Consider the following 26590-nt stretch of genomic DNA (forward strand, 5'->3'; position numbering starts at 1 on the left):
ACAGTTGACAAAGAGCCGCTTTAACTCATTTATCTTTTATGTACGTTTGAATCATAACGACCACGAGACGTCATTTTGATATCAAAAGTAACCTTTTGACCTTCATCGTATTTTTTAAAATCATTTCCCTGAATAGATATTAGATAAGCAAACACATCTTGCATATCATCTGCCATAATAAAACCATAGCCTTTGTCAGCGTTAAACCAATTTATTGTTCCTTTATTCATGTAATACATCCTTTCGCATCATCTGTAAATTCTATTTTGCGAAAAAGTGCATTCCTAAAACATTTAAACTCGAGACAAAACCTACCTCTTAATAGTAACACCTATTCTTACCAAAGTCAAATTGGTCTATTTAAAACTTATTGATTTTCTTGTGATTACCCAGATTTTCATGAGGATTTGCTTTAGCAAGTGTTAGGGTTTCTCTATCAACCACCCTGACATCATGGTTTTCTAATTCAACAATTAGTGCATACTTATAGAGATTAATATCTCCAGAAACGACTGTTGCTTGTTCCCCATTAGATTTTGTTAGGACACATTTGCAAAAGTGCCGTTTGACTTGTACGATTAATACCTATTGGACGGAATTGGCGTAGACTCATAGCGTCTCCTTGAGGTCCATAAGGATCATAAGGCGTATCTTGATAATGAAGACTCAAAACGTATTTAACATCTTCAACTGTAATTTTGCGGTAAGGTTTTTGGCACCATGGAATAAAGAATGATTTTGGATCATAGTCCTTTTCTGGATTCAAAAATTTCTACATTGCCCGAGCACGTGGTGTATTATAATGATGATCCTTATCTCGTTGGCTACCAAAAGCATAACGTGGATTAAAGTGTTCATTAGAATAAGTCAAATCCAAGTGATGTTTATTAATGAAGTCTCTAATGTCTGGTGAGGCAAGATAGTCGTCTGGATTTTCAAATTCATAATGATCGATACCAAGTTGGTTTGGGTTTGTAACATAGGCATCATCTGGAACACGTCTGGCAATCCAATTGTGACCACCAATTGTTTTCAACCACCAAATTTCCTCAGTATCTGCAAAGGCAATACCATTTGACTCATATGGGCCATAAGTTTCAAGGAGTTCACCCAAGCGAAGGACGCCTTCACGCGCAGTTTTAATATAAGGCAAGACCAAAGTCAGCATATCCTCTTCTCCAAAGCCATCTTTTACAAGAGGGTCTGCACCGAGAACACGCGCATTAGTGGTGATTGTCTCTGTTGCACTCATGGCAACATTAGCTGAGTTAATACCAGCCCCTCCCCAGATACCGTCTTTACCAAGCGCATCTGGTACAGAGGTATATCGTAAAGGACTATCTGGCAAATCAATTGAAAACTTGGTAAGCACAGACTGATAATGACGTGGTTGGTCTTCAGGGGTTATTACTAGGAACTTCTTTGGGCGTAAAAACGCCTGATTGAGAATCTTCAGTACGTGCAATCATGGTAGAGCCATCATATGAAGCTTTCTTACCTACTAAAATTGTTGTACAAGCCATAAAAGCTTCATTTCTACTTACAAATCGTCTGCTATCTTATTTATTTTTCTGAGACGATGGTTGACACCACTCTTGGTTAGAGGAGGTTCTATACTATCTGCGATTTGCTGGATAGAATAATCTGGATTAGCAATACGAAGTTGGGCAATTTGACGCAGTTCAACTGGTAAAATCTCCAAGCCAACCGTATCCATAATCTTGATAATGTTATTTATTGTTTTCATGCTAGCACTAATTGTCCTAGCAATATTCGCTGTCTCAGCATTATTAGCACGATTGAGGTCATTTCTGGTCTCCCTCATGATTTTGACCTCTTCAAAAATCTCCTTAGAGGTCATGGCACCAATAACAATGAGAAAATCCATAATATCTTCTGCTTTTTGAAGATAAGTCACAAATCCATTTTTATGTTGTAAAACCTTTGCATCAAGCATAAATTTTTTCATAAGAGAGGCTAAATCTTCTGCGTGGTCCTGATAAACAGAGAAAATTTCCAATTGATAACGTCCTTTTTCAGGATCACGTACCGTTCCAGTTGCCAAAAAAGCACCTCGTAAATAGGACCTTCCAGCATCGTCATCTTCCATTATTGACGTTTCAATACCTGTTTCAAAGCCAAAGAAAGAATCTGCTAATTGTAAATCAGACAAAATATCATTGACATTCTCAGCAACAAAGACAGTGTAAACACGATTTTTCTTGAGATTAGTCTTGTTATAATGCCTCAATTCAGGATTGCAACGGTAGCGATTTTCTATCAACTGGTAGATATGACGAGCAATTTTTGCATTCTCTGTCGAAATCGAGAGAGTCAGTCCATGATTCGTTAAACCAACGGAACCAGACATCTTAATCAATGCTGACAATTCCGCTATATCTTTACTCGAGGCTGCAATTATCTCTTCTTTAACCTTAATCGTGAAACTCATGACTTCTTCCTCACTAGATGCATAAGCTCTTCCACTACCAAATCGCCATGGTGGAAGGCACCTCCGTTCTCAAGTCGCAGAAAATTAGAAGAAACAATTGTTTTTGCTTCACGACGTAAGCCCTCAAAATCATGCTCAACCTGAACAAGGTATTCATCAAATTCATTACTAGCCATGTATTCCTGAGGAACCTTCTTAACGTTAACCAAAACATTATCGATAACATCAGAGCCAAGATGACGATTGAGAACGGCCACATGGTCAGCATCTGAGAAGTGCTCCGTTTCTCCGTACTGAGTCATAATATTACAAATGTAAGTGACATCAGCCTTGGTCTCTATAAGCGCCTGACGAATCTCAGGTATAACCAGATTTGGCAAAATTGATGTATAAAGTGAGCCAGGTCCTAGTACAATCATATCACTATTCATAATGGCATCAACAACCTTACGACTAGCCTTCGGAACATCTTCATTGTAGGCGTTAGTCACATAGACACGCTCAATCATGCCCTCGTATTGGGAAATGCTACTCTCACCTGCCACCTCATGTCCATCTTGAAAGACGGCATGAAGAGTTAGAGCAGTCTCGCTGGCAGGATAAATCTTACCTGTAACATGGAAAAACTTCGTTAAAAGCTGCATAGCATTATAGGTAGACCCTTGCATTTCTGAGATTCCAGCGATAATCAGATTTCCAAGTGGGTGACCAGCTAAAGCTCCATCAGTTTGATCAAAACGATATTGGAAAACGCGTTCATAAAGTTTAGGCATATCACTCATAGCAACCAAAACATTACGCAAATCCCCTGGAGGAGTTAGTTTCATAATATTACGCAAATTTCCTGAAGAACCGCCATCATCAGCCACAGTTACAACAGCGGTGATATCAACATCTTTATGACGCAAACTACGAAGAATAACTGGAATACCAGTTCCCCCACCTATTACTGTAATTCTTGGTTTTTTCATGAACGATTCACCGTCTCCTTACGTCTATCCTTATCACGATGTGTTTCATTTACCGTCCAATCATTTTTCAAATCTTGAGCTAGACGATGCGCAAAAGCTACACTACGGTGTTGACCACCTGTACATCCAACAGCAATGGTAAGAACAGATTTACCTTCTTTTTGATAGCCTGGAAGAATTGGTTTAATGAGATGATTTAAATTCTTGTAAAATTCCTCTGATTCCTTATGAGTCATAACAAAATCATAAACTTCTTTGTCCAAGCCAGTGAGGTTACGAAGAGTAGGATCATAATATGGATTTGGCAAGAAACGGACATCAAATACCAAATCTGCATCCAATGGCAATCCATATTTAAATCCAAAACTCAAAACTTCAATACGGAAAGAAGGTTGGTCTTGCTTAGATGAAAATTGTTCAGAAATTGCCTTACGAAGCTGACGTGGAGTTAGTTTAGTTGTATCCACCACGTTTTGACTCAAACTCTTAAGTGGCGATAAAAGTTCACGCTCTAGCTTAATTCCATCCAAAACACGTCCATCTGCCGCTAGTGGATGACTACGACGCGTCTCTTTATAACGTGAAACTAATTCACCATCAGTAGCATCTAAGAAAAGAATTTTGAAATTGAGTTCCTCATTGCTTTCCAACTGATCTAGAATATCGTTAATTTCGTCAAAGAAAACACGACTACGCATGTCTACAACAAGAGCAATCTTATCTGTCTCTTCACTGTGTTTCAACAACTCAATAACCTTTGGCACCAATGAAGGTGGAATATTATCAATAGTAAAATAACCAATGTCCTCAAACGATTGAATTGCTACAGTCTTACCTGCACCACTCATCCCTGTAACAACAACTAAATTAATTATCTTTGTTTTCATGAGTACCCCTTTCTAGCCTCATTACTTTCAAAATACGAATATCATCTGATATCTTCTCAACTTGTTGACTAACTGCCATTAGCATTTCTGTCTGCAATTTTTGAATAGTAAGCAAATCTGATTGGTCTTGTTGCACCAAGTGATCAATCTTTTCATGTAAAAGTCGGATTTCTTCCTTTGATTGTTTATTGACGTGATAGTCATTTCGTGCTTGCAATCGATCATAATCCGATGCTCGATTCTGACTCATCATAATCAGAGGTGCCTGAGCTGCAGCCAGTGTAGATAAGGCGAGATTCAACAGAATAAATGGGTACTTGTCAAAGGCAATACCAAAGGGTTGGACGACATTCAGCCCCATCCAAATCCCCATAAAAGCAATGAATGACAAGATGAAAATCCAAGATCCACCAAATCTGGCCACTTCATCCGCCACCTTTTGGCCAAAAGTAATTCGACTATCCAATTGTTCCTGGACATCCTTATCTTCGTATAGCAAACCCTTGGTCACATCATGAACTGTTTCACGCACATGCTTATTTTTCTCATTAGCATTTGCGATAACCTCGTCGAGAAAAACTAACCTATAATCTAAAAGACTGATATTACTTATAAAGTCATCCCCTTTTAAATCAGGGTAGTCTTTTCTTAGAAGGACCTGTAAACGACTATTAAGTCGTTCAAAATAAGAACCATCTGTCTCGTCGAACCAATCTTTAGAGATATAATCTTGAACTCTTTTTACCTTCATAGTTTCGCCTTCTTTCTAGGCTTTATTATACCACATTGAAGACTCAAACGTTCAATTAATAAAGTAAAAGAATCCAAGACTAATCTCGTGCTCCTCCTATATTGGGACAATATTTAAAATCTTATTATTGGTAGTTTAAGGTCCAGTAGTAAGTAGCATCACCAGCGACAACGCAAGCGACTGCTGCTTGGGTAACATCTGGACTCATGAGAAGGTCACAAATACCACTGAAGCATCAGATTCACGACGATAAACAATACCATCACTGTTATATCTGTGTGAAATATTTTTGGCATGTAGAAGAGTTGTACTATTGTAAAGATCATCAGACCATGTAAGTTCTGGCAAACCTGCTGCTTTACGTTGTGTATTAATTTCGTTAAATACAGCCATCGCTGAATCAAAGTCAATATAGTCAGAATTTCCAGTTGGTTCTACATGGTAAATAAATTTAACATATCTAAATTCAACATCACTATATTATTTGTCGTCAACACCGCTCTTGAGATTAGTTATAATAAATAGTCACGTGCCCAAGCAATTCCCTTAAAAGCGTTAAAGTTGAATCGGCTGTTGAAGCTGTTTCTGAGGTTGTTCGAGCTTCAGAATCCGTGCTTGAATCTTTAAAAGTACTTACTTACCATTTGAATAATAGTAATAATCGACATTATCTTTCAAATAGTAGTGAATATCATTTTCATAACGGTAGTGAGGAGCGTTTTTTCAAAATCTCATAACCAATCATTAGTGTATTGTTAGAACATCATTATTGTTATTATAGTTGTCACCACGAACCCAGCGACCGTTATAGTTCACATAGTAGCTACTTCACTTAAGATGTAGTACAAGTATATCGATATGTACTTGATTCGTTATAATTGTTATAACCATAATCATAGTTATAGTTCGGATAGTAACCTTTATATCCATAGTAGTTATACCCTGAATAATATTTATTATACTATGGATTATAAGTATAGTTTTAAGAATATCCACGACCATAATAACTATCAGCTTTACAAGCAATCGCTTATAATTTGATTTACAACTTTATTGTAAGAAATAAAACTTCTATTATCAAACTATTTGACAATAGAAGTTTCTAATATCCAACCAATATAATGTTAAAAGGGTCTTTACTTCCGGTACCACCTAATCTATTTTTTGACAAGAAAAAAGTCCATTATTCTCATAAGGACTTTCATCATTAGATTAACGATTATCAATGTTTTCAGGATATAGATCATGATTAAAAAGACGTTGCTCGGCCATATTTTCATATTTTGTTTTTGGACGACCATAGTTGTAATAGGGGTCAATTGAAATACCACCACGAGGAGTAAATTTACCCCAAACCTCAAGGTAACGAGGGTTCAAAAGCTCCACTAAATCTTTACCAATGGTATTAATACAGTTTTCGTGAAAATCACCATGGTTACGATAGCTAAAGAGATAAAGCTTTAGAGATTTAGACTCCACACAAAGCTGGTCTGGAATATAAGAGATATAGATGCTAGCGAAATCTGGTTGCCCAGTAATAGGACAAAGTGACGTAAATTCTGGACAGTTAAATTTGATAAAATAATCATTATCAGCATGACGATTATCAAAAGATTCCAAAACTTGTGGAGAGTATTCAAAAATGTAAGGTGTCTCCTTACTCCCAAGGAGAGTGAGATTTTTCATTTCTTCTTGTTGTGACATTTTTTCTTCCTTTATTATTAATTTGTTGGACCATAATATGGTCAATTTACACTTTAATATTCTATATATTTTACTTAAAAAACAATAATATTTTCAATTCTAATCTAAATTATTGAAGATTAGACACCACGTTCATTATCATAGAGTAGTGTATGAAGCTGAGGGAGAACACGAACATTTCCCCACGAGTCATCTGCGGCTATTGTCTCCCAGAGCTCTTTGAGGCGATCTAATTGATGTTGGACAATGTTTCCTTCTGCTTTAGGTTCTGGATTACCAGCTGAGAGAAACATAACATCTGGTTGATACCGCTCTTGAATCATCTTAGCAAAGGCCAAATCAGCATCATCAAAGACAGGGACCTTAAAAGTAAGCTTATCAGGATCCAGCTGGGAAACAATAAAATCAAGTGTCTCCATATTGACTTCCATCTTAGATGATGGTGGTTTAGGACTTAAGGTTACTTGATCAATCTCCCTTAGCCACTCCTGCCAACGAGACCCTTGTGTTTCAACAGCCAAGGTCACGTCTCTTGCCTTGAGTTTTGAAACAAGCTCAGCCATATTAGCCGCTAAAAGAGCTGGATTCCCTCCAGATAAGGTTACATAGTCATAAGTTCCAAGAGCATCTAGAGCTTCAATAACTTCATCAGCTGTCATTCGTGTTGGTTTTTCTGAACCATCCCAAGTGAAAGCAGAATCACACCAATCACAGTGATAATCACATCCTGCAGTTCTTACAAACATGGTCTTTTGCCCAATAGCTCTACCTTCACCTTGAAAGGTCGGCCCAAAAATTTCAAGGACTGGTAATTTTAGTACTCGTTCTCTAGTCATCTAACCACTCCCGTCTAAACTCCGCAAAAGCTGTCGGTGTCTCATATAGCCGTACATACTCCAAACGAAGTTCACGCTCCTCCGAAAGATATTCACTAGTCGTCTGGAATATCCAGAAAACCATATTTTCTGCAGTCGTGTTCATATAAGGCAAAGACTCATTGAGATAACGGTGATCCAGATAAGGTTCCAAATGATTTTTGTAAATATTCTTAAGGTCACCAAAATCATAAGTCATACCACGCTCATCCAAGTAACCACTTACTGCAATCTGAAGGTGATAAGTATGGCCATGAAGGGACTTACACTTTCCCTCATAATTAAAGAGATGGTGGGCAGCATCAAAAGTAAACTCTTTAGACACCATTGTACGGTGAAGATTATACACTAGTGACTCACCCGTTTCAGTCTTGATTTCTTTCGGTGCAAAAAACATTAAGCATCTCCTTTTTCTGCAAGATATTTTTCAAGACCTTTTTGACGCAAGTGGCAGGCAGGGCAATCACCACATCCTGTCCCTATAATACCGTTATAGCAAGTCAGCGTTTTTTCACGAACGTAGTCAAAAGCTCCAAGTTGGTCAGCCAAAGCCCAAGTCTCAGCCTTATCTAACCACATAAGAGGAGTCTGAATAACAAAGTCATAGGCCATAGCAAGGTTGAGTGTGACATTAAGTGATTTGACAAAAACATCACGACAGTCTGGATAACCAGAAAAGTCTGTCTCACAAACACCCGTAACAATGTCAGTGATACCACGTTGCTTGGCTAGAACAGCTGCAAAAGAAAGGAAGAGATGATTACGCCCATCTACAAAAGTATTAGGAACTTCACCTTCTTCTGCCTCAATGTCAATATCAGATGTTAAGGCATTTTCAGTAATTTGACCAAGCAAAGACATATCCAAAACATGGTGCTTTAGCCCTTGCTCTTGCGCAATCTCTTTAGCTACTTCAATTTCCAAGCTATGACGTTGCCCGTAAGCAAAAGTAACTAATTCAACTATTTCATAATGTTTTAGAGCCCAAAATAGGCAAGTAGTAGAATCTTGACCGCCACTAAAGACGATCAAAGCTGATTGACGTTTCATAATATTCCTCTTTATTCGTGATGTCTGGGACACATAAAAAGGCTCCTTGGAAGAGCCCAAAAAACGCCAGTAATGGTTTTTTTTAGCGATGGTGTCTCCCAAACATCGAAAATGATTTATCTTTAACAGTGTATCATAGTTAAGAAAAAAAGAAAAGAACCTAGGCTCTCTTCCTTAGTCAATCTCAGCAATAACTTCGACTTCAATTTTAACATCTTTCGGCAGGCGTGCTACTTCTACCGCAGAACGTGCAGGGAAGTCAGCTTTAAATGCAGTCGCATAAACCTCATTAAAAGGAACAAAATCATTGATATCGCTAAGGAAACAAGTTGTTTTGACAACATGGTCAAAGTCTGTTCCAGCTTCCGCCAAAATAGCACCAACATTTTTAAGGACTTGTTCTGTCTGTTCTTGAATGGTTTCACCAATGATTTCACCTGTTTCTGGTGACAATGGTACTTGACCAGAAGCAAATAAAAGATTTCCTACGATTTTACCTTGAACATAAGGTCCAATCGCTGCCGGTGCTTTATCAGTATGAATAGTTTTTGCCATGATAGTTCTCCTTTGACTAGTATGTTATCATTATAGCAAAATATTCAGAAAATTGAAACATATATTTTCAAAAAGAAAAGAATTACGGCTCTATAATTTCTGTAGTGGGTAAAACTACTGTAGGGATTATAGATCTTTTTGAGTGTACACAAAAAGTCCCATAAGAACTATAATGAAAAGCAACCAAACCATCATTAGGAAGAACTCATGAGGCTTATTAAGAATACCACAGAATTAATCGGAATTAAAGACCCTAACATCATTATTTCTCTTGTTTTTGAAACGGATACTCATATCGAGGTTCAAGCAAAACTGGATTATCCTGTATACGAAACTACTTTTTGAAGTATCCATTGGAAATCCGACAACAGGTACAATTTATCACGATGGATATGTCTGGAGCTTATATTCCACTGGCTCGCAAACTCTTTCCTAACGCCAAAATCGTTCCTGATCGATTTCACATTATCCAGCACCTTGGACGTGCCTTTTTAAAGACAAGAATTGCCATTATGAACCAGTTTAATAAGAATTCACTACCTTATTGAGATTTAAAAAATCACTGGCGACTTTTTCAAAAGGACAGTCGTAAGCTATCTCTCAACTCCTTCCATTCAAAGACCTTCAGACAAACTTTGGTACCACATGAAATCATTGAGAAGACATTGGTCTTTTCAGAAGAGATCGCTAATGCCTACAAACTTTATCAGCTTTTACTTTTTCACTATCAGAAAAAAAGAGTAGATGAGTTTTTTGAGCTCATTCAAGAAAACTTAAACGTCGTCAATCATTACTTTCAAACTGTCTTTAGGAGACTTTTCTTAGACACAAGCAATACATCCAAAATGCACTAGAAACAGACTATTCAAACGCAAAACTGGAAGCTACTAATAAGTTGATCAAAGACATCAAACGGTTGGGCTTTGGTTTTAGAAACTTCATCAACTTTAAGAAACGTGTCTTCATCACTCTGAACATACAAAAAGAGAAAACCTATCCGGTCCTCTCTAGATGTTAGCTTTTCGTCACCCACTACAGTTGACAAAGAGCCAGAATTATCTCCAGACTAATACTTCTCTTATTATTTCATATACTTTTTGACATAGTCATAGTAGTCTGGTTTTTTCTTTTTATTGAGTGCGAAGAGCATTTGTCCTTTAAAAGGTTCTTTGGCATCACTAGGTTCTAAAAAGAGAGCAATCTCTTTAGATTTCGTCGGAAAGAAGACTGTATAAGATGTTTCTTTTCCCTGATCTTTTACTTTAAGAGAATAATAGGTATAGTTATCTTTAGACTTAGGACCATCTACTATGCAGTTATAATCCTGCTCACCAATCGTTACTTTATCTTTCTTAAAAATGATCTTATAATCTTTTTTAAGAGCATCCTGAGCTTTCCACTCTCCTTGTAAAGAGGGAGTAGATTTGCTACAAGCAGCCATTAAAACCAAACAAAGTAAAGCTGACAAGCCGAGTGACCATCTTTTCATACACTTGCACTCCTAGAAAGTGACTTATGGTTTGATACGGTGCAACATACGTGGGAATGGAATAGCTTCACGGATGTGTTTTGTGCCAGCTACGAAAGTAACCATACGTTCAATACCGATACCAAAACCACCGTGTGGTACCGAACCATATTTACGAAGGTCAAGGTAGAATTCGTATTCTGAACGATCCATTCCGAGTTCTTCCATTTTTGCTACAAGGGCATCGTAATCATCTTCACGCATTGAACCACCAATGATTTCACCATAACCTTCTGGAGCCAAAAGGTCTGCACAAAGAACGCGCTCTGGATTACCAGGAACAGGTTTCATGTAGAAGGCCTTAAAGCTTGCTGGGTAATTAACGACGAATGTTGGAACACCAAAATAGTTTGAAATCCAAGTTTCGTGCGGTGAACCGAAGTCATCCCCATGTTCGAGGTGCTCGTAATCTGTATCTTCATCATTTTCATGGGCTTGAAGAAGATCAATTGCTTCATCATAAGATACACGTTTGAATGGCTCAGCAATGTATTTCTTAAGAAGATCTACGTCACGTTCAAGAATTTCAAGAGCTTGTGGTGCACGATCAATAGCACCTTGGATAAGAGCTTTGACATATGCTTCTTGCAAGTCAAGAGACTCATCATGTGACAAGAATGAATACTCAGCATCCATCATCCAAAACTCAGTCAAGTGACGACGTGTTTTTGATTTTTCAGCACGGAAAACAGGACCAAAGTCGAAGACACGACCAAGAGCCATAGCACCAGCCTCAAGATAAAGCTGACCAGATTGGCTCAAGAAAGCAGGTGTACCAAAGTAGTCTGTCTCAAACAATTCTGTTGAATCTTCAGCAGCATTACTAGACAAGATAGGACTATCAAATTTGATGAAGCCATTTTTATCAAAGAAATCATAAGTTGCATAGATAATGGCATTACGAATTTGTTGGATAGCCATTTGCTTACGTGAACGCAACCAGAGGTGACGATTATCCATCAAAAAGTCAGTACCGTGTTCTTTTGGAGTAATTGGGTAGTTTTGAGACTCACCGATAACTTCGATATCAGTAATATCCAATTCATAACCAAATTTTGAACGTTCATCTTCTTTGACCATCCCAGTTACGTAGATAGATGTTTCTTGGCTAATGTGTTTGATAGTATCAAATTTTTCAAGACCTTCTTCTTCACCAAATTTTTCGATAAAGTTTGGTTTGAAAGCAACCCCTTGGAAAAAGGCTGTTCCATCACGCAATTGCAAGAAAGCAATTTTACCTTTTCCTGATTTGTTAGCAACCCAAGCTCCGATAGTGATTTCTTCACCGATGTGTTTAGGTACATCAATAATTGAAACTAATTGTCTAGACATGTAATTACTTCTCTTTTCTTTTAAACTATATTATATTTATTTTTCCATAAAAGCTTTGATACGACGAACAGCCTCTTTCAGAATATCCAAATCTGTAGCGTAGCTAAGACGAATATTTTCAGGAGCACCAAATCCCGCACCTGTCACTAAAGCCACCTCTGCCTCTTCAAGGATGGCATTGGTAAAATCATTGACATCTGTATAGCCTTTGATTTCCATAGCTTTTTTTACATTAGGAAAAAGGTAAAAGGCACCTTGAGGTTTGATAACTTCAAATCCAGGTACTTCAGCCAAGAGTGGATAAATCGTATTCAAACGTTCTTCAAAGGCTTTACGCATCTCTTCGATAGAAGACTGATCACCGGTTAAAGCTTCAATAGCAGCGTATTGAGAAACTGACGTAAGATTTGATGTCGTTTGACTGATAATCTTCGCCATTCCTGAGATAATTTCTGGTTCTCCGACAGCAAATCCCACACGCCATCCTGTCATTGCATATGTCTTAGAAACGCCATTAATAACAATTGTTTGCTTACGAATAGCATCTGACAAGCTTGAAATTGGTGTGAAAGTATTGCCATTGTAGACCAATCGACCATAAATGTCATCGGCTAAAATCAAAATATCATGCTCAACTGCCCAGTCGCCAATTGATTGCAATTCTTCTTTACTATAAATCATTCCGGTTGGATTTGATGGAGAATTAAGCAAGACAACCTTGGTTTTTTCAGTACGAGCTGCTTCAAGTTGCTCAACTGTAGCTTTAAAGTGATTTGCTTCAGTCGTTTGAAAAGTAACTGGAACACCTTCAACCATTTTAACTTGGTCTACGTAAGAAACCCAGCAAGGTGTTGGAATAATGACTTCATCACCAGGATTGATAACCGTAGCAAAGAAGGCATACAAGATAAACTTAGCACCTGTGCCAACAACAATCTCGCTATGTTTCACAGTATAGCCATAGAAATTTTCCATATAAGTGCTAACAGCATCTTTGAGTTCTGGAAGCCCAGAAGCCACGGTATAAAAACTTGCTTTCCCATTTTCAATAGATGCAATCGCAGCATCTTGAATATTCTTAGGTGTAACAAAATCTGGCTCACCAAGTGTTAAACTCAAGATATCACGTCCCTTAGCTTTAAGAGCTTTAGCACGCGCACTGGCAGCTAAAGTAACACTTTCTTCCATTTGTAATACACGATTTGATAATTTTGTCATTTCATTATAGTCCTTCTACTTTAATAACCTGACCTGAGATAAAATCAACCAGGTAATACCGAGTCCCTGACTTCACTTCCCAAATAGGAGTTTTGCCATATTTTCCTAGGTGTACATAGGCTATGTCCTTGGCACCATAGGCTTTAGCTGCTTTTTTAGCCACTGACTTACTTATACCATCAGATTGCTTATAGATATCGACCACACCTGAATCCTCATTGACGATAAGAGCTAATTTTTCACCCTTACTTGACTGTCCAAGAAGGCCATAATAGGTAGCCTTACCGTTGTAGATATTAAATTCAGAAACAGTATGAATATCTGCTTTGGTCTTAGCTATGGCAATCACTTGCTTCTCAGCATCGACATAGGGCTTTACCGCAACAACTAGCATTGCTGTAATGGATAGAATTACAGTCACAACGAGAACAATCATTCCAAAAATAAGCTGTTGCTTTTTTGTCCACGGTTGTCGATGTTTACGCATAATGCCTCCTAAAAAAGTTTCTGAGTTTATTATATCAGAAAAAGAGAAATCTTTATATAGCTATATCACTAGTAATAACTATCTTTTTATGACTCAGGAAATGCGTAGAAACTCTGTCGTCTTAGAAAATCTTTGACTAAAAAATTAACACTCTTTTTCTAAGAATTCTTGAATGTCCTCTTTTATCTGCTTAAATGGTGCATGTCTAAGGGTGACTTCTTGTGATACTTCCTTTATGAACAGTTTTCCATAGCTCTTAACTAGGGGACGATTATCCATTAAAAGAATAGCTGATCGCTGTTCTGGTCTTCTTTGGGCACGTCCAATAGCCTGTTTGAAACGTAAAACCATCATCGGGAGACTGTAACTATCAAAAGTACTTTTTCCTTGCTTAGAGAACAAAGACTCTATTTTTTGATAGAAAGGATCTTTAGGATTGTCAAAAGGAAGACGTGTGATAATCTCGATAACCTTATCTTGTTGAGCAAAATCAGCACCCTCCCAGAACGATCCCATACCAAGTAAGAGATTAGTCTCACCTCTATCGAAACGTTTTTTGATGTTAAAGGCTGTCCCATTTTTCTCTTGAGTCAAGTGATGAACTTCCCTATGATCTAACAAATCAGAAACAGCTATCATACTCTTTCGAGATGTAAATAATACAAAAATAGGATATCCCATTGCAGATAGTTTCTGGAGTCGCTTTGCAATCGCTTCTCCATATTCTTCTTCAGAAGAAACGCCAATCATAGGCATGGTTTGATCAATCCAGATAGATTGATTTCGTAAAGCATCCATTGGAAGGCTTACTTTACGTACCTGACTTAGTCCTAATAAATCAGCTACATCGACATCTGGACCAATATCAATTGTTGCTGAAACGATTATCACTTTTTGAGCACTTGGGAGATAATCAGATAATTTCAATAGCTCCTGACGTGAAGCATTTAAATATGTAACGCGATGTTCCTGATAATAGTCTGTTTCAAGCCAAAATTGACTGTAATGCTGTGTGTTCAATGATGACACCATCTCCATCACATCACTCTCACCTTCAAGTTCAGAAATGGTTTGAAGCAAACGATTTAATTGCTGCCGATTATACTGCTTCTGAGGGAATTGTTGATGCTCTTGAATTAAATGTCTCACTTCAAACTGCAAATTTTCAAGCAAACGCTGTTGTAACAAAGTCTGATTACCGCTATCAAGAATACGATGAATATGTTGCAAAAGAGTAGTAAGATTGACTTGATAACGTGAAAACTGTTCCAAAGCCAGAACCATCTTTTGTCCTTCATCAATCACAAGAGTCTTTCCTCGAACAAAATCATGGTCATCTTCCATACGTGTCAATAGATAAGCATGATTGGTTACAACCACTCTAGCTTCTTGACTTTTTTGACAAGACTGCTTCCAAAAATCGTACTCTACAAAAAGACTATCTGCCTTTAGCTTACCATCATGTTTGATTTCATCAAAATAAGCCATGTAGCGTTGTTTCTGTTTAATTTCGTCAAGATCACCAGTTTCGGTTTCAGTCAACCAAACTAAAAGTTGCATTTTATAACGATTAATCAAGCGGTTACTATCCTGACGAAACAAGGTCTGGTAAAAGGCATCTAATTTGATGTAGTTCTGTGGTCCTTTTAGACTATGAAAGTTAATGTTAAAGACTTCTGCTAAGGCCTTGGCCTCCTGACTCATAATCTGATTTTGAAGAAGCTTTGTTGGAACAGCTACTACTACTTTATCGACATCGGCTTGTGCTAACAAAGGGATCAGGTAGCCATAGGTTTTCCCGATTCCAGTTTGAGCTTGGATCATTGAAATATCAATATTGTCAAATTCCCTCCTCACTGTCTTCGCAAATTCCTCTTGTTTAGCTCTTGATTCTAAACCTAAGAGAGCAATATTAGTTTCAAAATCTTGAGAAAGCTTACGTTCCGACATGTAAGTCAAAGGTCTACGAAGTACGATACCAGATTCCTCAAGCATGATATATTCCTTTGAAAGGCTGTTAGTTTTACCTTTTATGGCATCACGAATAACCAATTCAGACTCAAAAAGCAAATTATCAGAAAATGTCAAAAGCATATCAATGGTCTGTCTAGGTAAGCTAGCAATCTTATCCATCAAATGAAGCAAAAGCTTCCCTGTAGCTCTCGCATCTTCAATCGCCGTATGAGCTTGAGCTAAGTCAAGATTTAAGACTCGTGATAAATAAGAAAGATTATATTGTTCTAGCGTCGGATAAAAGACCTGAGCTAATTCGACTGTATCAACACGAGGCGTCCTTAGTTCGAAGCCCTCCATAAAAAGTGCCTCTGCAAGCAAGTTTGCATCAAATTTTACATTATGGGCAACAAAAATACAATCCTCAATCAGTTCAAAAATGGTTCTAGCAATTTCTGAGAAATCCGGTGCCTGAGACAACTGTTGATCAGTAATTCCTGTTAAGTGAACAATATGATTATCAAGTTTTTGGTGGGGGTTAACGTCACTCGCAAATTCGTCAATTACCCTACCATTTTGCATGATAACAATTCCCACCTGTATTATACAAGCCGTTGATGAAGCCGATGTAGCTTCCAAATCAACAATGGCATATTTATTCGTGCTTTTTTCACTCATAACGACCTTATTATAGCATATCCAGGACACCAAAAAAAGACAAAGCCATCATTCTGATATTGGAAAAAGCCTGAATTCGTGCTAAACTAGAGCTATGAAAATAAAACGAATTTTAAATCCTGTTGCCCAGGAAAACACCTATATTTTAGAAAACGAATCAGCCAGCTTAGTCATTGATCCAGGAAGCAACACTTCAAGTATCTTAGCTAAACTCGAGGCAATTGCTAAACCTGTTGCTGCCATCCTCTTGACCCACACGCACTATGACCACATTATGAGCGTTGAAGCTGTCCGTCAAGCTTATAACCACCCGCCTGTCTATGTCGCAGAAGCCGAGAAAGACTGGTTAATGAATCCCGTCCATAATTTGTCTGGTCTTCCACGTCATGATGATATGGAGGATGTTATTGTCAATCCTGCTGACTACTACTTTGATTTTATCAAGGACTATAACATCAGCAACTTCCAGTTTAAAGTTGTTCCAACTCCTGGACATTCTATCGGTGGAGTTTCCTTTATCTTTGAAAAAGAAGAAACTGTTTTTTCTGGTGATGCCCTTTTTAAAGAAGCAGTTGGGCGATGGGACCTTCCTACAGGTAATCACGACCAGTTACTTTCTAGCATTCAAGATCAACTTTTCACTCTTCCTAACCACTATCGTGTTTTTCCAGGCCACGGATGGGACACAACTATCGGTCACGAAAAAATCTTTAACCCACATTTTTCATAAAAAGAAAAGCCCATCACTGCTGTTCTCATTTTGGCAAAGTTGGGCTTTTTGAGTACAAAAAAGAAGACCTGAGGGCCTTCTCATCAGAAACTCTTTTGAGTTCCTATTTAGATTTGATATAGTTAACACCATCTGCTTTAGGTGCAACGGATTTACCGAAGAATGCAGCTAAAACAATAATTGTCAAAATATACGGTGCAATTTGCAAATAGACGTTTGGTACATGTGAAATAACAGGTAACTGTTTTCCGATGATTGCCAATGATTGTGACAAACCGAAGAACAAACTTGAGAGCATAGCTCCAACTGGATTCCAACGACCAAAAATCATAGCGGCCAAAGCAATGAAACCAGGACCAGCAATAGTGGTAACAGCAAAATTGTTTGAAATCGATTGGGCGTAAACCGCACCACCGACACCACCAAGGAAACCAGAAATCATAACACCGTAGTAACGCATACGATAAACGTTAATCCCAAGTGTATCTGCAGCCTGTGGGTGTTCACCAACTGAACGAAGACGCAAACCAAAGCGTGTCTTGAAGATTATCCACCATGACACTACTGAAACTAAAATGGCTACATAAGCAATCAAAGAAACATTAGTAAAGAAAATCTTACCCAAGACAGGAATGTTACTCAAGATAGGGAAGGAAACGGTTTTAAAGTTATGACTGATAGCTGGTGTTTGACCTGCACCGTAAATAACACGTGTCAAGAAGACAGCCAAAGGCGGTGCAATCAGGTCCAAGACTGTACCTGAGACAACATGGTCCGCACGAAAGTTAACTGTCGCAGCAGCATGGAGCAAGGAATAAAGAAGCCCAATAAATCCTGCTACCAAGGCCGCAATCCAAGGTGTTGCATTGCCAAAACTATCCGCAAAATTTAAGTTAAAGAGAACACCTACGAAGGCCCCAATAACCATGATTCCTTCAAGTCCGACGTTTACGATACCCCCTCGTTCAGAGAAAGTACCACCGATACTCGTGAAAATCAGCGGTGCTGAATATTTCAGCATAGAGGCAACAATTAAGGATAAGATTGTAATAAAGTCCATATTAGTTTTGTCCTCCTTTAGCTTTCACTGATTTATGACGAGGGCGAATCCAATATTTAATAATGTAGTTGGCACCAACGAAAAAGATAATCAAAGCTGATACAACATCAATAATTTCTGATGGCACACCAATCATACCAGTTTTACCAACAGACAAGACACCATAGAGAAGAGCTGCAAATGGAATACCAATTGGTGAATTGGCTGCTAAGAGGGAAACGGCCATACCATTCCAACCGATAGCTAATGAAGAATTTTGTACAAAGGCATTTTGGAAAGTCCCAAGTCCTTCTACTGTTCCTCCAAGACCACAGAGTGCACCTGAAATAATCATAGACATGATAATCACTCGTTTTGATGAGATTCCGGCGTACTCAGACGCATTTGGATTAAAACCAACAGATGTAATTTCAAACCCTGTTGTTGTTTTCTTAAGCATGAACCAAACTAGGAATACAGCTACAATAGCAAGAAAGAAACCAATATTGAAACGTGATCCATCTGTTAAAGAAGACAGAAAATCTGTTTGGTAACTTGCGGAAGCTGAAACCCTGTTAGAGGCTTCTGATGAACGTAACATATCAGCTGTGAAACCAAAACGGACAATATTGTTAGCAACATACAAAATGATATAGTTCATCATGATGGTAACGATAACCTCGCTTGTTCCAAGGTAGGCACGAAGAATACCTGGAACAGCACCAGTGATACCACCGGCAACTAGACCAATAATGACAGTACAAACAATAGAAACTACTTTAGGTAATTCAGGAAAGGCTAGCGCAAACCACACCGCAGAGGTCCAACCAGCTAAGGCCTGCCCTGGCAAACCAATGTTGAAAAGTCCTGCCTTAGATGCTACAGAGAAACCAAGTGCAATCAGAATCAATGGACTCATCGCACGTAGAATTTCACCAATATTTTTCAAAGAACCAAAGGCCGTTGAGAAAAGATCGTAGTAAGCCCAGAATGGATCATAACCAAAGATTAACATCAAAACTGCACCGACCAGCATTCCCAAGAGGATAGCAATTAAAGGAACTGCCCAATTTTGTGTTTTTTTAGACATTTGCTTCCTCCTTATTCAATTGTCCACCAGCCATAAGGATACCAAGATCTTGCTTATTGGTTTTAACAGGATCTAGGATACCTTGAATCGCACCATCATAGATAACAGCAATTTGATCTGACATATCAAGAATTTCATCCAATTCAAAGCTGACAACAATGATAGCCTTACCTTTATCGCGTTCAGCGATAATACGTTTACGGATATACTCAATGGCACCAACATCAAGACCACGAGTTGGTTGACTTACAATAAGAAGATCTGGATTACGGTCAATTTCACGGGCGATAACTGCTTTTTGTTGGTTACCACCTGACAAATCACCACCGGCGATTAATTCTCCAGCACCACGAACGTCAAATTCGTTCATCAATTCACTAGCCTTTGCATTTATGATATTATAATTCAAAATACCATTCTTAGAATTAGGCTCCTTATAATAGGTTTGAAGAGCAATATTTTCAGCAACTGTCATCTCAAGAATCATACCATCACGATGGCGATCCTCTGGAATATGACCGACACTCATCTCAGTAATCTGACGTATGGTCTTATTAATGATAGACTCACCCTTAATAGTGATGTCACCAGATTCAATTTTACGAAGTCCCGTAATCGCTTGGACAAGTTCTGTCTGTCCATTTCCATCAATACCAGCGATACCAATTATCTCACCAGCACGCACATCTAACGATAAGTTTTTAACAGCTGGAATGCCTCGATTCTCATTAACCACCAAATTTTTAATAGAAAGAACCACTTCTTTAGGATTTGAAGGAATTTTCTCTGTTTTAAAGGAAACATGACGACCAACCATCATCTCAGCCAAATCGGCATTTGTAGACCCTTCGATAGTAACTGTATCAATTGACTTACCACGTCTGATAACCGTAACACGATCAGAAACCGCACGAATTTCATCCAACTTATGGGTGATAAGGATAATAGACTTACCTTCCTTAACCAAAGTTCTCATGATGTTTAAAAGTTCCGTAATTTCAGAAGGTGTCAAAACGGCTGTGGGCTCATCGAAAATCAAAATATCAGCACCACGGTACAAGGTTTTAAGGATTTCAACACGTTGTTGGGCACCGACAGAGATGTCAGCAACCTTAGCTGATGGATCAACCGCAAGGCCATATCGTTGAGACAATTCTGTAATTTCCTTTACAGCCTTCTTCATATCAAGAACACCACCAGATTTGGTCACTTCACTACCTAAAATGATGTTTTCAACAACTGTAAAAGCTTCAACCAACATAAAGTGCTGGTGGACCATCCCAATACCCAATTTTGTTGCTTTAGACGGTGAATCAATAGACACAACTTGCCCATTTACCTTAATTGTTCCACTTGTAGGCTGTAAAAGGCCTGCAAGCATATTCATTAAGGTTGACTTACCCGCACCATTTTCACCGAGGAGGGCATGGATTTCTCCTGGTCTCACATCGAGATTGATGTGATCGTTTGCAACAAATTCACCAAATTTTTTGGTAATGTCGTGCATTTCAATGACATTTGGCTTCGTCATACAATCTCCTATCAAAAATAATTATTATATCAGCAAAAGAAATCATAAACTGCTTCCCTTTGCTGAGACAAAAATTGTCCCAGTTTAAGGTCTAAGTATGTGTACTTAACCTATTATTTGCTAAGACCATCAGTTGGTTTCAATTCACCATTCTTGATTTGATCTTTAGCTTTTACGACTGCATCCTTAATATCTGAAGGGAGACTAGATGTTACGATGTCAACACCACCATCTTTGATACCATAAGTCTTAGTTTTACCACCTTCAAATTCTTTGCCTTTGACTTGATCGTTAGCAATGTCTTTAACGACTGTACCAACCTGTTTAATTGTTGAAGTTAAAACGAAGTTAGATTTTTTCTTATCTGAAGACGTATAGTTTCCTTCTGCTGATTGGTCACGGTCAACACCGATTACCCAAACTTTTTTATTGCTATCAGCGCTAAGTTTTTCATTAACCTCTTTAGCGGCTGTGAAGACACCTGTACCAGTTCCGCCAGCAGCTTGATAGATAACATCTGCGCCTGAAGCATACATTGTTGAAGCAATAGTTGAACCTTTAGCAGCATCATTGAATGACTCAGCATATTGAACTTGAACATCAATATCAGGTTTTACAGATTTAGCTCCTGCAGTGAAACCAGCTTCGAAACGTGTAATTGTGTCTGATTTTTGACCACCGATGAAACCAACTTTCTTGTTTTGTGATTGCATTGCTGCGGCGATACCTGCAAGGTAAGCTCCTTCATTATCAGCAAACAATACGCTTTCAACGTTCTTTTGGTCTTTAATTACGTCATCGATGATAACGTAATTAATTTTCTCATTATCTTTAGCTGATTCTGAAATAGCATCGTGAAGTCTAAAACTAACACCAAAGATAAGATTATAATTTTGGTCTACAGCTGATGACAAGTTCGTTGCAAAATCAGATTCTGAGTTTGATTGGAAATATGTGTAACCTGAATCTTTTTCAAGTTTGTTAGCTTTACCCCAAGCTTGAAGACCTTCCCATGCTGATTGGTTAAATGATTTATCATCAACACCAGCACTATCTGTAATAATTGCAGCTCTAACTTTCGAATCAGCTGCTGATCCACCTCGTCCACCACGAGCACAGGCCACAAGACCAACTACTGCTACAGCAACAAGACCAATTCCAATAATTCTCTTGTTCAATTTCATCTTGAACACTCCTCCTATAAACTTGCAAGAAACCCTGCTTAATAAAGAATATAACAACTAGACTATTGTAAGTCTGTAAAAGAGTATGGTAACAACTCTCCGACTGTCATCACGACTGTCGATTTATCTTCAGCGATAAGAATCACTTTAGAATCCTGTTTAAAAAATTCGGCCATTACTTGACGGCAGGCACCACAAGGTGAGATGGGTTGCTCAGTGTCACCGTAGACGACTATCATTTCAAAATCTCGATGACCTTCTGAAACTGCTTTAAATATAGCAGTACGTTCTGCGCAATTAGTTAAACCAAAAGATGCATTCTCAATGTTGCAACCTTTATACATCTGACCGTCGTTTGTCAGAAGAGCTGCACCTACGCGGAAATGTGAGTAAGGAACGTAGGCGTTGCCAGCAACTTCCTCAGCTTCCTCAATAATTTGTGATATCTCAGTATCCACCATCGACACTCTCACCTTCCATTATCGCAACACCCGCAGATGTTCCAATCCGATTAGCCCCTGCTTTAATAAAAGCTTGCGCATCTTTATAGGAACGTATTCCTCCAGCTGCTTTAACCCCCATATTTGGTCCTACTACTTCTCGCATGAGTTCAACATCTTCTATAGTTGCCCCACCAGTTGAGAAACCAGTAGAGGTTTTTACGAAGTCTGCTCCTGCAAGTTTGGCAAGTTGACAGGCTTGAACTTTTTCATCGTAACTAAGCAGGCAAGTCTCAATAATGACTTTGACTAGCTTATCTCCACTAGCGTCCACTACTGCTTTAATATCCGATTCAACAAGTTCATTCTGTCCAGATTTTAGAGCACCGATATTGATTACCATATCGACTTCATCTACACCATTGAAATTGCATCTCGTGTTTCAAACGCTTTAACAGACGATGTTGTTGCTCCTAGTGGGAATCCAATTACTGTACAAACCTTAATGGAACTATCTTTTAGCAAATCAGCAGCAGTCTTTACCCAAGTTGGATTAACACAAACACTTGCAAATTCATATTTTTTTGCTTCTGCAATCAACTTTTCAATCTGTTCAAGCGGTCGCATCTGGCTTTAGTAAAGTGTGGTCAATATATGTATTAACTGTCATAAATATACTCCTTAAACAAGCTCTCTCATTTATTAAGAAATAATTTTTAAAATTTCTTTTGGCTTCTTACATTCATTGCTGATTTGTAATATAAGCTTTAAATTCATCAATTAGCTCTTCGATTAGGGCTTGGTCACTATAAATATTATCAACAGTTTCACTTACTTTGACAGAATCGTCCACTTTTTTCTCAAAAACAATCCCTGTTTCATAATTAAGAGTGTCAGCTTTAGTAGTACGACCAGCCCCTAATTTCATAGCATATTTACCAAATGCTAAAGCTGGTAGTTCAGAAATATAACTCTCTTCATCAGCCAAAACTTCTGTGACATAAGCTGCTGCACTCTTACGATAAAGGTCATCCAAGTCTCCACCTTGAGCTTCAATAAGTTCTTCAAATTTAGATAGAGCTACACCCTCCACTAAATGTTGACGAATTTTATCTGAACTCGATTCAACTCCTGTCAAATTTAAAATAATCTCTGCTAATTCACAAATGAACTCTGTAATGTCTGCACGGCCCTTACCTTGCATGATTTCAATAGCTTCAAAAATTTCAAGACAGTTACCAATAGCTCTACCAAGTGGTTGACTCATATCTGTAATCACTGCAATTGTTTCTCGACCCATTTCACGGCCTAAGGAAACCATTGTTTCAGAAAGGTGCTCAGCCTCTTCCAAACTCTTCATAAAAGCACCTTGACCTACCGTAACGTCTAAAAGGATCTTATCTCCTGCAGCAATCTTCTTAGACATAACAGAACTTGCAATCAAAGGAATTGAATCTACTGTAGCAGTCACGTCTCTAAGTGCATAAAGAAGTTTGTCCGCTTTAACAAGATGTTCTGACTGTTCAATAAGAGAAATTACCAATTTCTTTAACTTGTTGAATAAATTCTTCTTTGGTACGTTCGACTTGATATCCTTTTATAGATTCAAGTTTATCAATCGTACCTCCAGTATGGGCTAATCCACGTCCGCTCATTTTAGCTACAGGCACACCAAAACTTACAACTAATGGCATTAAAATGATTGTTACTTTATCTTCAACACCACCAGTTGAATGTTTATAAACTTTAACGCCTTCAATACTAGATAAATCATATTGATCACCTGAAGAAACCATCTCTGTCGTTAAATCATGAATTTCACGAATACTCATCCCTTTGTAATAGATTGCCATCGCCAGAGCTGAAACCTGATAATCTGGAATGTCACCGGATACATACCCTCGAATGAGATAAGCTATTTCTTCAGTGGTCAATTACCACCATCACGTTTTTTCAATTAAATCAACTGTTCTCATAACTTTTCGCTTCTAAGTATGTAATACCCCTTATCTTTTCTTATAATTTCCGCATTTCCAAAGACATTTTCCATCTTCACTTTAGCAGAAGGTGCTCCTTGTTTCTTCTGGATAACAATTGTTAAACTTCCACCTTGATTAAGGTGATCAAATGCCCCTTCGATAATTTCATGAACTACCTTTTTCCCTGCACGTATTGGTGGATTGGATATTATATAATCAAACTTTTCTGAGACATTTTCATAGATGTTTGATTGGAAAATGTGAGCGACTACTCCGTTACGTTCAGCATTTTTTTTAGCTAAATCTATAGCCCTACTATTTATATCAATCATCGTCGATTGGACGCCTTGAACCTTTGCTAGGCTAATTCCTAATGGACCATAGCCACAACCAACGTCAAGTAGGTTTTTTCCTCTTTCTAAATCTAAAGCATTGAGCAAGACCTGACTACCATAATCCACCATTTTTTTTGAAAACACACCTGCATCAGTATAAAAATGGAAACCTTGACCTAAGAGTGCTACATTAAGATCGTGAATATCGTGAGCCGCATCTGGCATCTCTGCATAATACATTTTAGACATATTTTTCCTTCTTTGTGTTCTTATCAAGTCATAGAAAATGATAAGGCTCATATCATATTAAGTATAACAGAAAAAAAAAGAGAATGCTATAGAGAATGCTATATAAATGAGAAGGAATTCATTAAGAAAACACCTTGATATTTCAAGTATCTCTCAAGTATCTTTTGAAATAAGAATGCTTACAAAATTAGTGTAGCATAACAAAAAAAAGTAATGTCAACAATTTTGTAAAGGTTTATGTTCCTTTTGTTTTAAATCCATCATTTATTATTTAGTGTTTTGATAAGGCTTACATGAATTAGTAAATTCTGCTATAATTAAGCCATGTTAAACGAATTTATCAATTTTGAAACTATATCTCGGAGCGATTGGCAAAGATTCTATCAAGAAGATCAAGTATCATTAACCCCAGAAGAACTAGAATCCATTAGGAGTTTAAATGACAAGATTGACGTTCAGGAAGTGAGGGACATCTATCTTCCTTTAATCAATTTGATTCGTATTTATCATCGAGCTGCAGAGGACCTCACCTTTTCAAAAGGGATTTTTTTGCAAAAAGCACAGGCTAACAGACCTTTTATTATTGGTATCTCAGGTTCTGTTGCAGTCGGAAAATCAACAACTAGTCGCCTTCTGCAACTACTTCTTCAAAGAACCTTCCCTAAGGCGAAGGTTGATATGGTGACAACAGATGGTTTTTTATTCCCTAACCAGGTCCTCATAGATAAGGGAATACTTAATCGTAAAGGCTTCCCCGAATCCTACGACATGCCACTACTTCTCAATTTTCTAGATACCGTAAAAAATGGTGGGGTTGTTAACATTCCTGTTTACTCACATGAGATTTATGATATTGTACCAGGACTTACTCAGAAAATTAGTCAACCAAATTTCCTAATTGTTGAAGGTATTAATGTTTTTCAGAATCCCATTAACCAACGTCTCTATATGAGTGACTATTTTGATTTTTCTATCTATATTGATGCTGACGTGAAAAATATCAAAACTTGGTATCTTGAACGTTTTCAAACTCTTCTTGAACTTGCTCGAAAAGATGAAAACAACTATTACCATCGTTTTACCAAATTTACAAAAGAAGAAGCTCTTTCCTTAGCGCAAAAAACTTGGAAAGAAATCAACTTGGTAAATCTAGAAAATTATATCGAACCCACACGAAATCGTGCAGAGCTTATTCTTCATAAAGGTGATAGTCATAAAATCGACCTCATTCATTTAAAAAAATAGAAAAAGCTTGCCAAGGGTTCTAAAATAACGTATAATGACATAGTTAGATAAATTTGGAGGTGAAAACATTGGCAAATATTAAATCAGCTATCAAACGCGCTGAACTTAACGTTAAACAAAACGAAAAAAACTCAGCTCAAAAATCAGCTTTGCGTACTGTTATTAAGGCATTCAAGGCTAACCCAACTGAAGAAGCTTTCCGAGCTGCATCAGCAAGCATCGATAAAGCCGCTTCAAAAGGTTTGATTCATAAAAACAAAGCAAGCCGAGATAAATCACGTCTTGCAGCTAAATTGGCTAACTAATCGAAAACTCCAGTAGGAGTTT

27 protein-coding genes and 4 pseudogenes are annotated in these 26590 nt (G+C 37.9%); 5 read left to right on the forward strand and 26 right to left on the reverse strand.

The annotated features are described in order from the left end of the window. Nucleotides 1–29 precede the first annotated feature (29 nt). The 13 genes and pseudogenes from MHH90_RS05780 to MHH90_RS05840 all read right to left on the reverse strand — a co-directional run bounded on the left by MHH90_RS05780 (nucleotide 30) and on the right by MHH90_RS05840 (nucleotide 9245). Nucleotides 30–230, reverse strand: a complete 201-nt coding sequence (locus MHH90_RS05780) for a cold-shock protein (RefSeq protein ID WP_002944716.1) — start codon at nucleotides 228–230, stop codon at nucleotides 30–32. A gap of 130 nt (nucleotides 231–360) precedes the next feature. Next, nucleotides 361–579, reverse strand: a complete 219-nt coding sequence (locus MHH90_RS05785; protein WP_080998416.1) for a bacteriocin — start codon at nucleotides 577–579, stop codon at nucleotides 361–363. Further along, nucleotides 536–1523: pseudogene (locus tag MHH90_RS05790) on the reverse strand (C69 family dipeptidase); the annotation flags it as partial. The pseudogene MHH90_RS05790 and the gene MHH90_RS05785, both read right to left, overlap by 44 nt. A 17-nt stretch (nucleotides 1524–1540) precedes the next feature. After that, nucleotides 1541–2452: a DNA-binding protein WhiA gene (gene whiA, locus MHH90_RS05795; protein WP_340725835.1), complete on the reverse strand. Its 912-nt coding sequence runs from the start codon at nucleotides 2450–2452 to the stop codon at nucleotides 1541–1543. Continuing rightward, nucleotides 2449–3423 (reverse strand): YvcK family protein, encoded by a 975-nt coding sequence (locus tag MHH90_RS05800; protein ID WP_084828752.1) that lies wholly within the window; start codon nucleotides 3421–3423, stop codon nucleotides 2449–2451. Before MHH90_RS05800 ends, whiA begins: the two co-directional genes overlap by 4 nt. Next, nucleotides 3420–4310, reverse strand: a complete 891-nt coding sequence (gene rapZ, locus MHH90_RS05805) for an RNase adapter RapZ (RefSeq protein WP_084828751.1) — start codon at nucleotides 4308–4310, stop codon at nucleotides 3420–3422. The genes MHH90_RS05800 and rapZ overlap by 4 nt, the downstream gene beginning before the upstream one ends. Continuing rightward, nucleotides 4291–5061, reverse strand: coding sequence for a DUF1003 domain-containing protein (locus tag MHH90_RS05810; RefSeq protein WP_084828750.1), 771 nt, complete (start codon nucleotides 5059–5061; stop codon nucleotides 4291–4293). The genes rapZ and MHH90_RS05810 overlap by 20 nt, the downstream gene beginning before the upstream one ends. Before the next feature lie 204 nt (nucleotides 5062–5265). Further along, nucleotides 5266–5454 carry a CAP domain-containing protein gene (locus MHH90_RS05815; RefSeq protein ID WP_014621465.1) on the reverse strand — a complete coding sequence of 63 codons (189 nt, stop codon included), beginning with the start codon at nucleotides 5452–5454 and terminating at the stop codon, nucleotides 5266–5268. A gap of 819 nt (nucleotides 5455–6273) precedes the next feature. After that, nucleotides 6274–6765 carry a preQ(1) synthase gene (gene queF / locus MHH90_RS05820; RefSeq protein ID WP_002946191.1) on the reverse strand — a complete coding sequence of 164 codons (492 nt, stop codon included), beginning with the start codon at nucleotides 6763–6765 and terminating at the stop codon, nucleotides 6274–6276. Between the two features lie 119 nt (nucleotides 6766–6884). After that, nucleotides 6885–7601: a 7-carboxy-7-deazaguanine synthase QueE gene (gene queE, locus MHH90_RS05825; protein ID WP_023909581.1), complete on the reverse strand. Its 717-nt coding sequence runs from the start codon at nucleotides 7599–7601 to the stop codon at nucleotides 6885–6887. Continuing rightward, on the reverse strand, nucleotides 7594–8037 hold the full coding sequence (gene queD, locus MHH90_RS05830; RefSeq protein WP_014608213.1) for a 6-carboxytetrahydropterin synthase QueD: 444 nt from the start codon (nucleotides 8035–8037) through the stop codon (nucleotides 7594–7596). Before queD ends, queE begins: the two co-directional genes overlap by 8 nt. Beyond that, nucleotides 8037–8690 carry a 7-cyano-7-deazaguanine synthase QueC gene (queC, locus tag MHH90_RS05835; protein ID WP_014608212.1) on the reverse strand — a complete coding sequence of 218 codons (654 nt, stop codon included), beginning with the start codon at nucleotides 8688–8690 and terminating at the stop codon, nucleotides 8037–8039. The genes queD and queC overlap by 1 nt, the downstream gene beginning before the upstream one ends. Nucleotides 8691–8864: 174 nt before the next feature. After that, nucleotides 8865–9245 (reverse strand): RidA family protein, encoded by a 381-nt coding sequence (locus MHH90_RS05840; RefSeq protein WP_002950526.1) that lies wholly within the window; start codon nucleotides 9243–9245, stop codon nucleotides 8865–8867. 207 nt (nucleotides 9246–9452) lie between these two features. Here MHH90_RS05840 and MHH90_RS10250 point away from each other — a divergent pair, with 207 nt between their 5' ends. Both MHH90_RS10250 and MHH90_RS05845 read left to right on the forward strand, forming a co-directional pair. Then, nucleotides 9453–9590, forward strand: coding sequence for a hypothetical protein (locus tag MHH90_RS10250; RefSeq protein WP_002948564.1), 138 nt, complete (start codon nucleotides 9453–9455; stop codon nucleotides 9588–9590). Then, nucleotides 9572–10256, forward strand: a pseudogene (locus tag MHH90_RS05845) (ISL3 family transposase); the annotation flags it as partial. The gene MHH90_RS10250 and the pseudogene MHH90_RS05845, both read left to right, overlap by 19 nt. A 70-nt stretch (nucleotides 10257–10326) precedes the next feature. Here the strand turns inward: MHH90_RS05845 and MHH90_RS05850 are convergent. From MHH90_RS05850 to MHH90_RS05870, 5 genes are all read right to left on the reverse strand, one after another. Next, on the reverse strand, nucleotides 10327–10734 hold the full coding sequence (locus tag MHH90_RS05850; protein WP_167401481.1) for a hypothetical protein: 408 nt from the start codon (nucleotides 10732–10734) through the stop codon (nucleotides 10327–10329). 24 nt (nucleotides 10735–10758) lie between these two features. Beyond that, entirely contained in the window at nucleotides 10759–12105 is a 1347-nt protein-coding gene (gene asnS, locus MHH90_RS05855) for an asparagine--tRNA ligase (RefSeq protein WP_167401480.1), read from the reverse strand. A 36-nt stretch (nucleotides 12106–12141) separates the two neighbouring features. Further along, a complete protein-coding gene (locus MHH90_RS05860) occupies nucleotides 12142–13323 on the reverse strand; it encodes a pyridoxal phosphate-dependent aminotransferase (protein ID WP_004197254.1) in 1182 nt (393 codons plus the stop codon). Between the two features lie 4 nt (nucleotides 13324–13327). Beyond that, nucleotides 13328–13810: a cell wall elongation regulator TseB-like domain-containing protein gene (locus tag MHH90_RS05865; protein WP_011681058.1), complete on the reverse strand. Its 483-nt coding sequence runs from the start codon at nucleotides 13808–13810 to the stop codon at nucleotides 13328–13330. Between the two features lie 144 nt (nucleotides 13811–13954). Further along, nucleotides 13955–16441 carry a bifunctional DnaQ family exonuclease/ATP-dependent helicase gene (locus MHH90_RS05870; RefSeq protein WP_014608206.1) on the reverse strand — a complete coding sequence of 829 codons (2487 nt, stop codon included), beginning with the start codon at nucleotides 16439–16441 and terminating at the stop codon, nucleotides 13955–13957. Nucleotides 16442–16535: 94 nt separating this feature from the next. Here MHH90_RS05870 and MHH90_RS05875 point away from each other — a divergent pair, with 94 nt between their 5' ends. Further along, nucleotides 16536–17171: an MBL fold metallo-hydrolase gene (locus MHH90_RS05875; protein WP_011681057.1), complete on the forward strand. Its 636-nt coding sequence runs from the start codon at nucleotides 16536–16538 to the stop codon at nucleotides 17169–17171. 103 nt (nucleotides 17172–17274) lie between these two features. On the opposite strand, the gene MHH90_RS05880 is transcribed toward MHH90_RS05875, so the two are convergent. From MHH90_RS05880 to MHH90_RS05915, 8 genes and pseudogenes are all read right to left on the reverse strand, one after another. Continuing rightward, nucleotides 17275–18231: an ABC transporter permease gene (locus MHH90_RS05880; RefSeq protein WP_011681056.1), complete on the reverse strand. Its 957-nt coding sequence runs from the start codon at nucleotides 18229–18231 to the stop codon at nucleotides 17275–17277. A gap of 1 nt (nucleotide 18232) precedes the next feature. After that, entirely contained in the window at nucleotides 18233–19300 is a 1068-nt protein-coding gene (locus tag MHH90_RS05885) for an ABC transporter permease (protein ID WP_002950506.1), read from the reverse strand. Beyond that, nucleotides 19293–20831, reverse strand: a complete 1539-nt coding sequence (locus MHH90_RS05890; RefSeq protein ID WP_340725836.1) for an ABC transporter ATP-binding protein — start codon at nucleotides 20829–20831, stop codon at nucleotides 19293–19295. Before MHH90_RS05890 ends, MHH90_RS05885 begins: the two co-directional genes overlap by 8 nt. Nucleotides 20832–20944: 113 nt before the next feature. Next, on the reverse strand, nucleotides 20945–22009 hold the full coding sequence (locus MHH90_RS05895; protein ID WP_024704314.1) for a BMP family lipoprotein: 1065 nt from the start codon (nucleotides 22007–22009) through the stop codon (nucleotides 20945–20947). A gap of 68 nt (nucleotides 22010–22077) precedes the next feature. Beyond that, nucleotides 22078–22476, reverse strand: a complete 399-nt coding sequence (locus MHH90_RS05900) for a cytidine deaminase (RefSeq protein ID WP_002950496.1) — start codon at nucleotides 22474–22476, stop codon at nucleotides 22078–22080. Next, nucleotides 22463–23125 (reverse strand): annotated as a pseudogene (deoC, locus tag MHH90_RS05905) (deoxyribose-phosphate aldolase). The gene MHH90_RS05900 and the pseudogene deoC overlap by 14 nt, the downstream one beginning before the upstream one ends. A 32-nt stretch (nucleotides 23126–23157) precedes the next feature. Next, nucleotides 23158–24431, reverse strand: a pseudogene (locus tag MHH90_RS05910) (pyrimidine-nucleoside phosphorylase). After that, nucleotides 24428–25018 carry a class I SAM-dependent methyltransferase gene (locus MHH90_RS05915; RefSeq protein WP_002950490.1) on the reverse strand — a complete coding sequence of 197 codons (591 nt, stop codon included), beginning with the start codon at nucleotides 25016–25018 and terminating at the stop codon, nucleotides 24428–24430. The pseudogene MHH90_RS05910 and the gene MHH90_RS05915 overlap by 4 nt, the downstream one beginning before the upstream one ends. Before the next feature lie 324 nt (nucleotides 25019–25342). On the opposite strand from MHH90_RS05915, the gene coaA reads away from it, so the two are divergent. Beyond that, nucleotides 25343–26263 carry a type I pantothenate kinase gene (gene coaA / locus MHH90_RS05920; protein WP_014727542.1) on the forward strand — a complete coding sequence of 307 codons (921 nt, stop codon included), beginning with the start codon at nucleotides 25343–25345 and terminating at the stop codon, nucleotides 26261–26263. A gap of 68 nt (nucleotides 26264–26331) precedes the next feature. Next, nucleotides 26332–26568, forward strand: a complete 237-nt coding sequence (rpsT, locus tag MHH90_RS05925; RefSeq protein WP_002947597.1) for a 30S ribosomal protein S20 — start codon at nucleotides 26332–26334, stop codon at nucleotides 26566–26568. The last annotated feature ends 22 nt before the right edge of the window (nucleotides 26569–26590 follow it).

The organism is Streptococcus sp. FSL E2-3488 (genome assembly GCF_038003585.1).
GTDB classification, from domain to species: domain Bacteria; phylum Bacillota; class Bacilli; order Lactobacillales; family Streptococcaceae; genus Streptococcus; species Streptococcus thermophilus.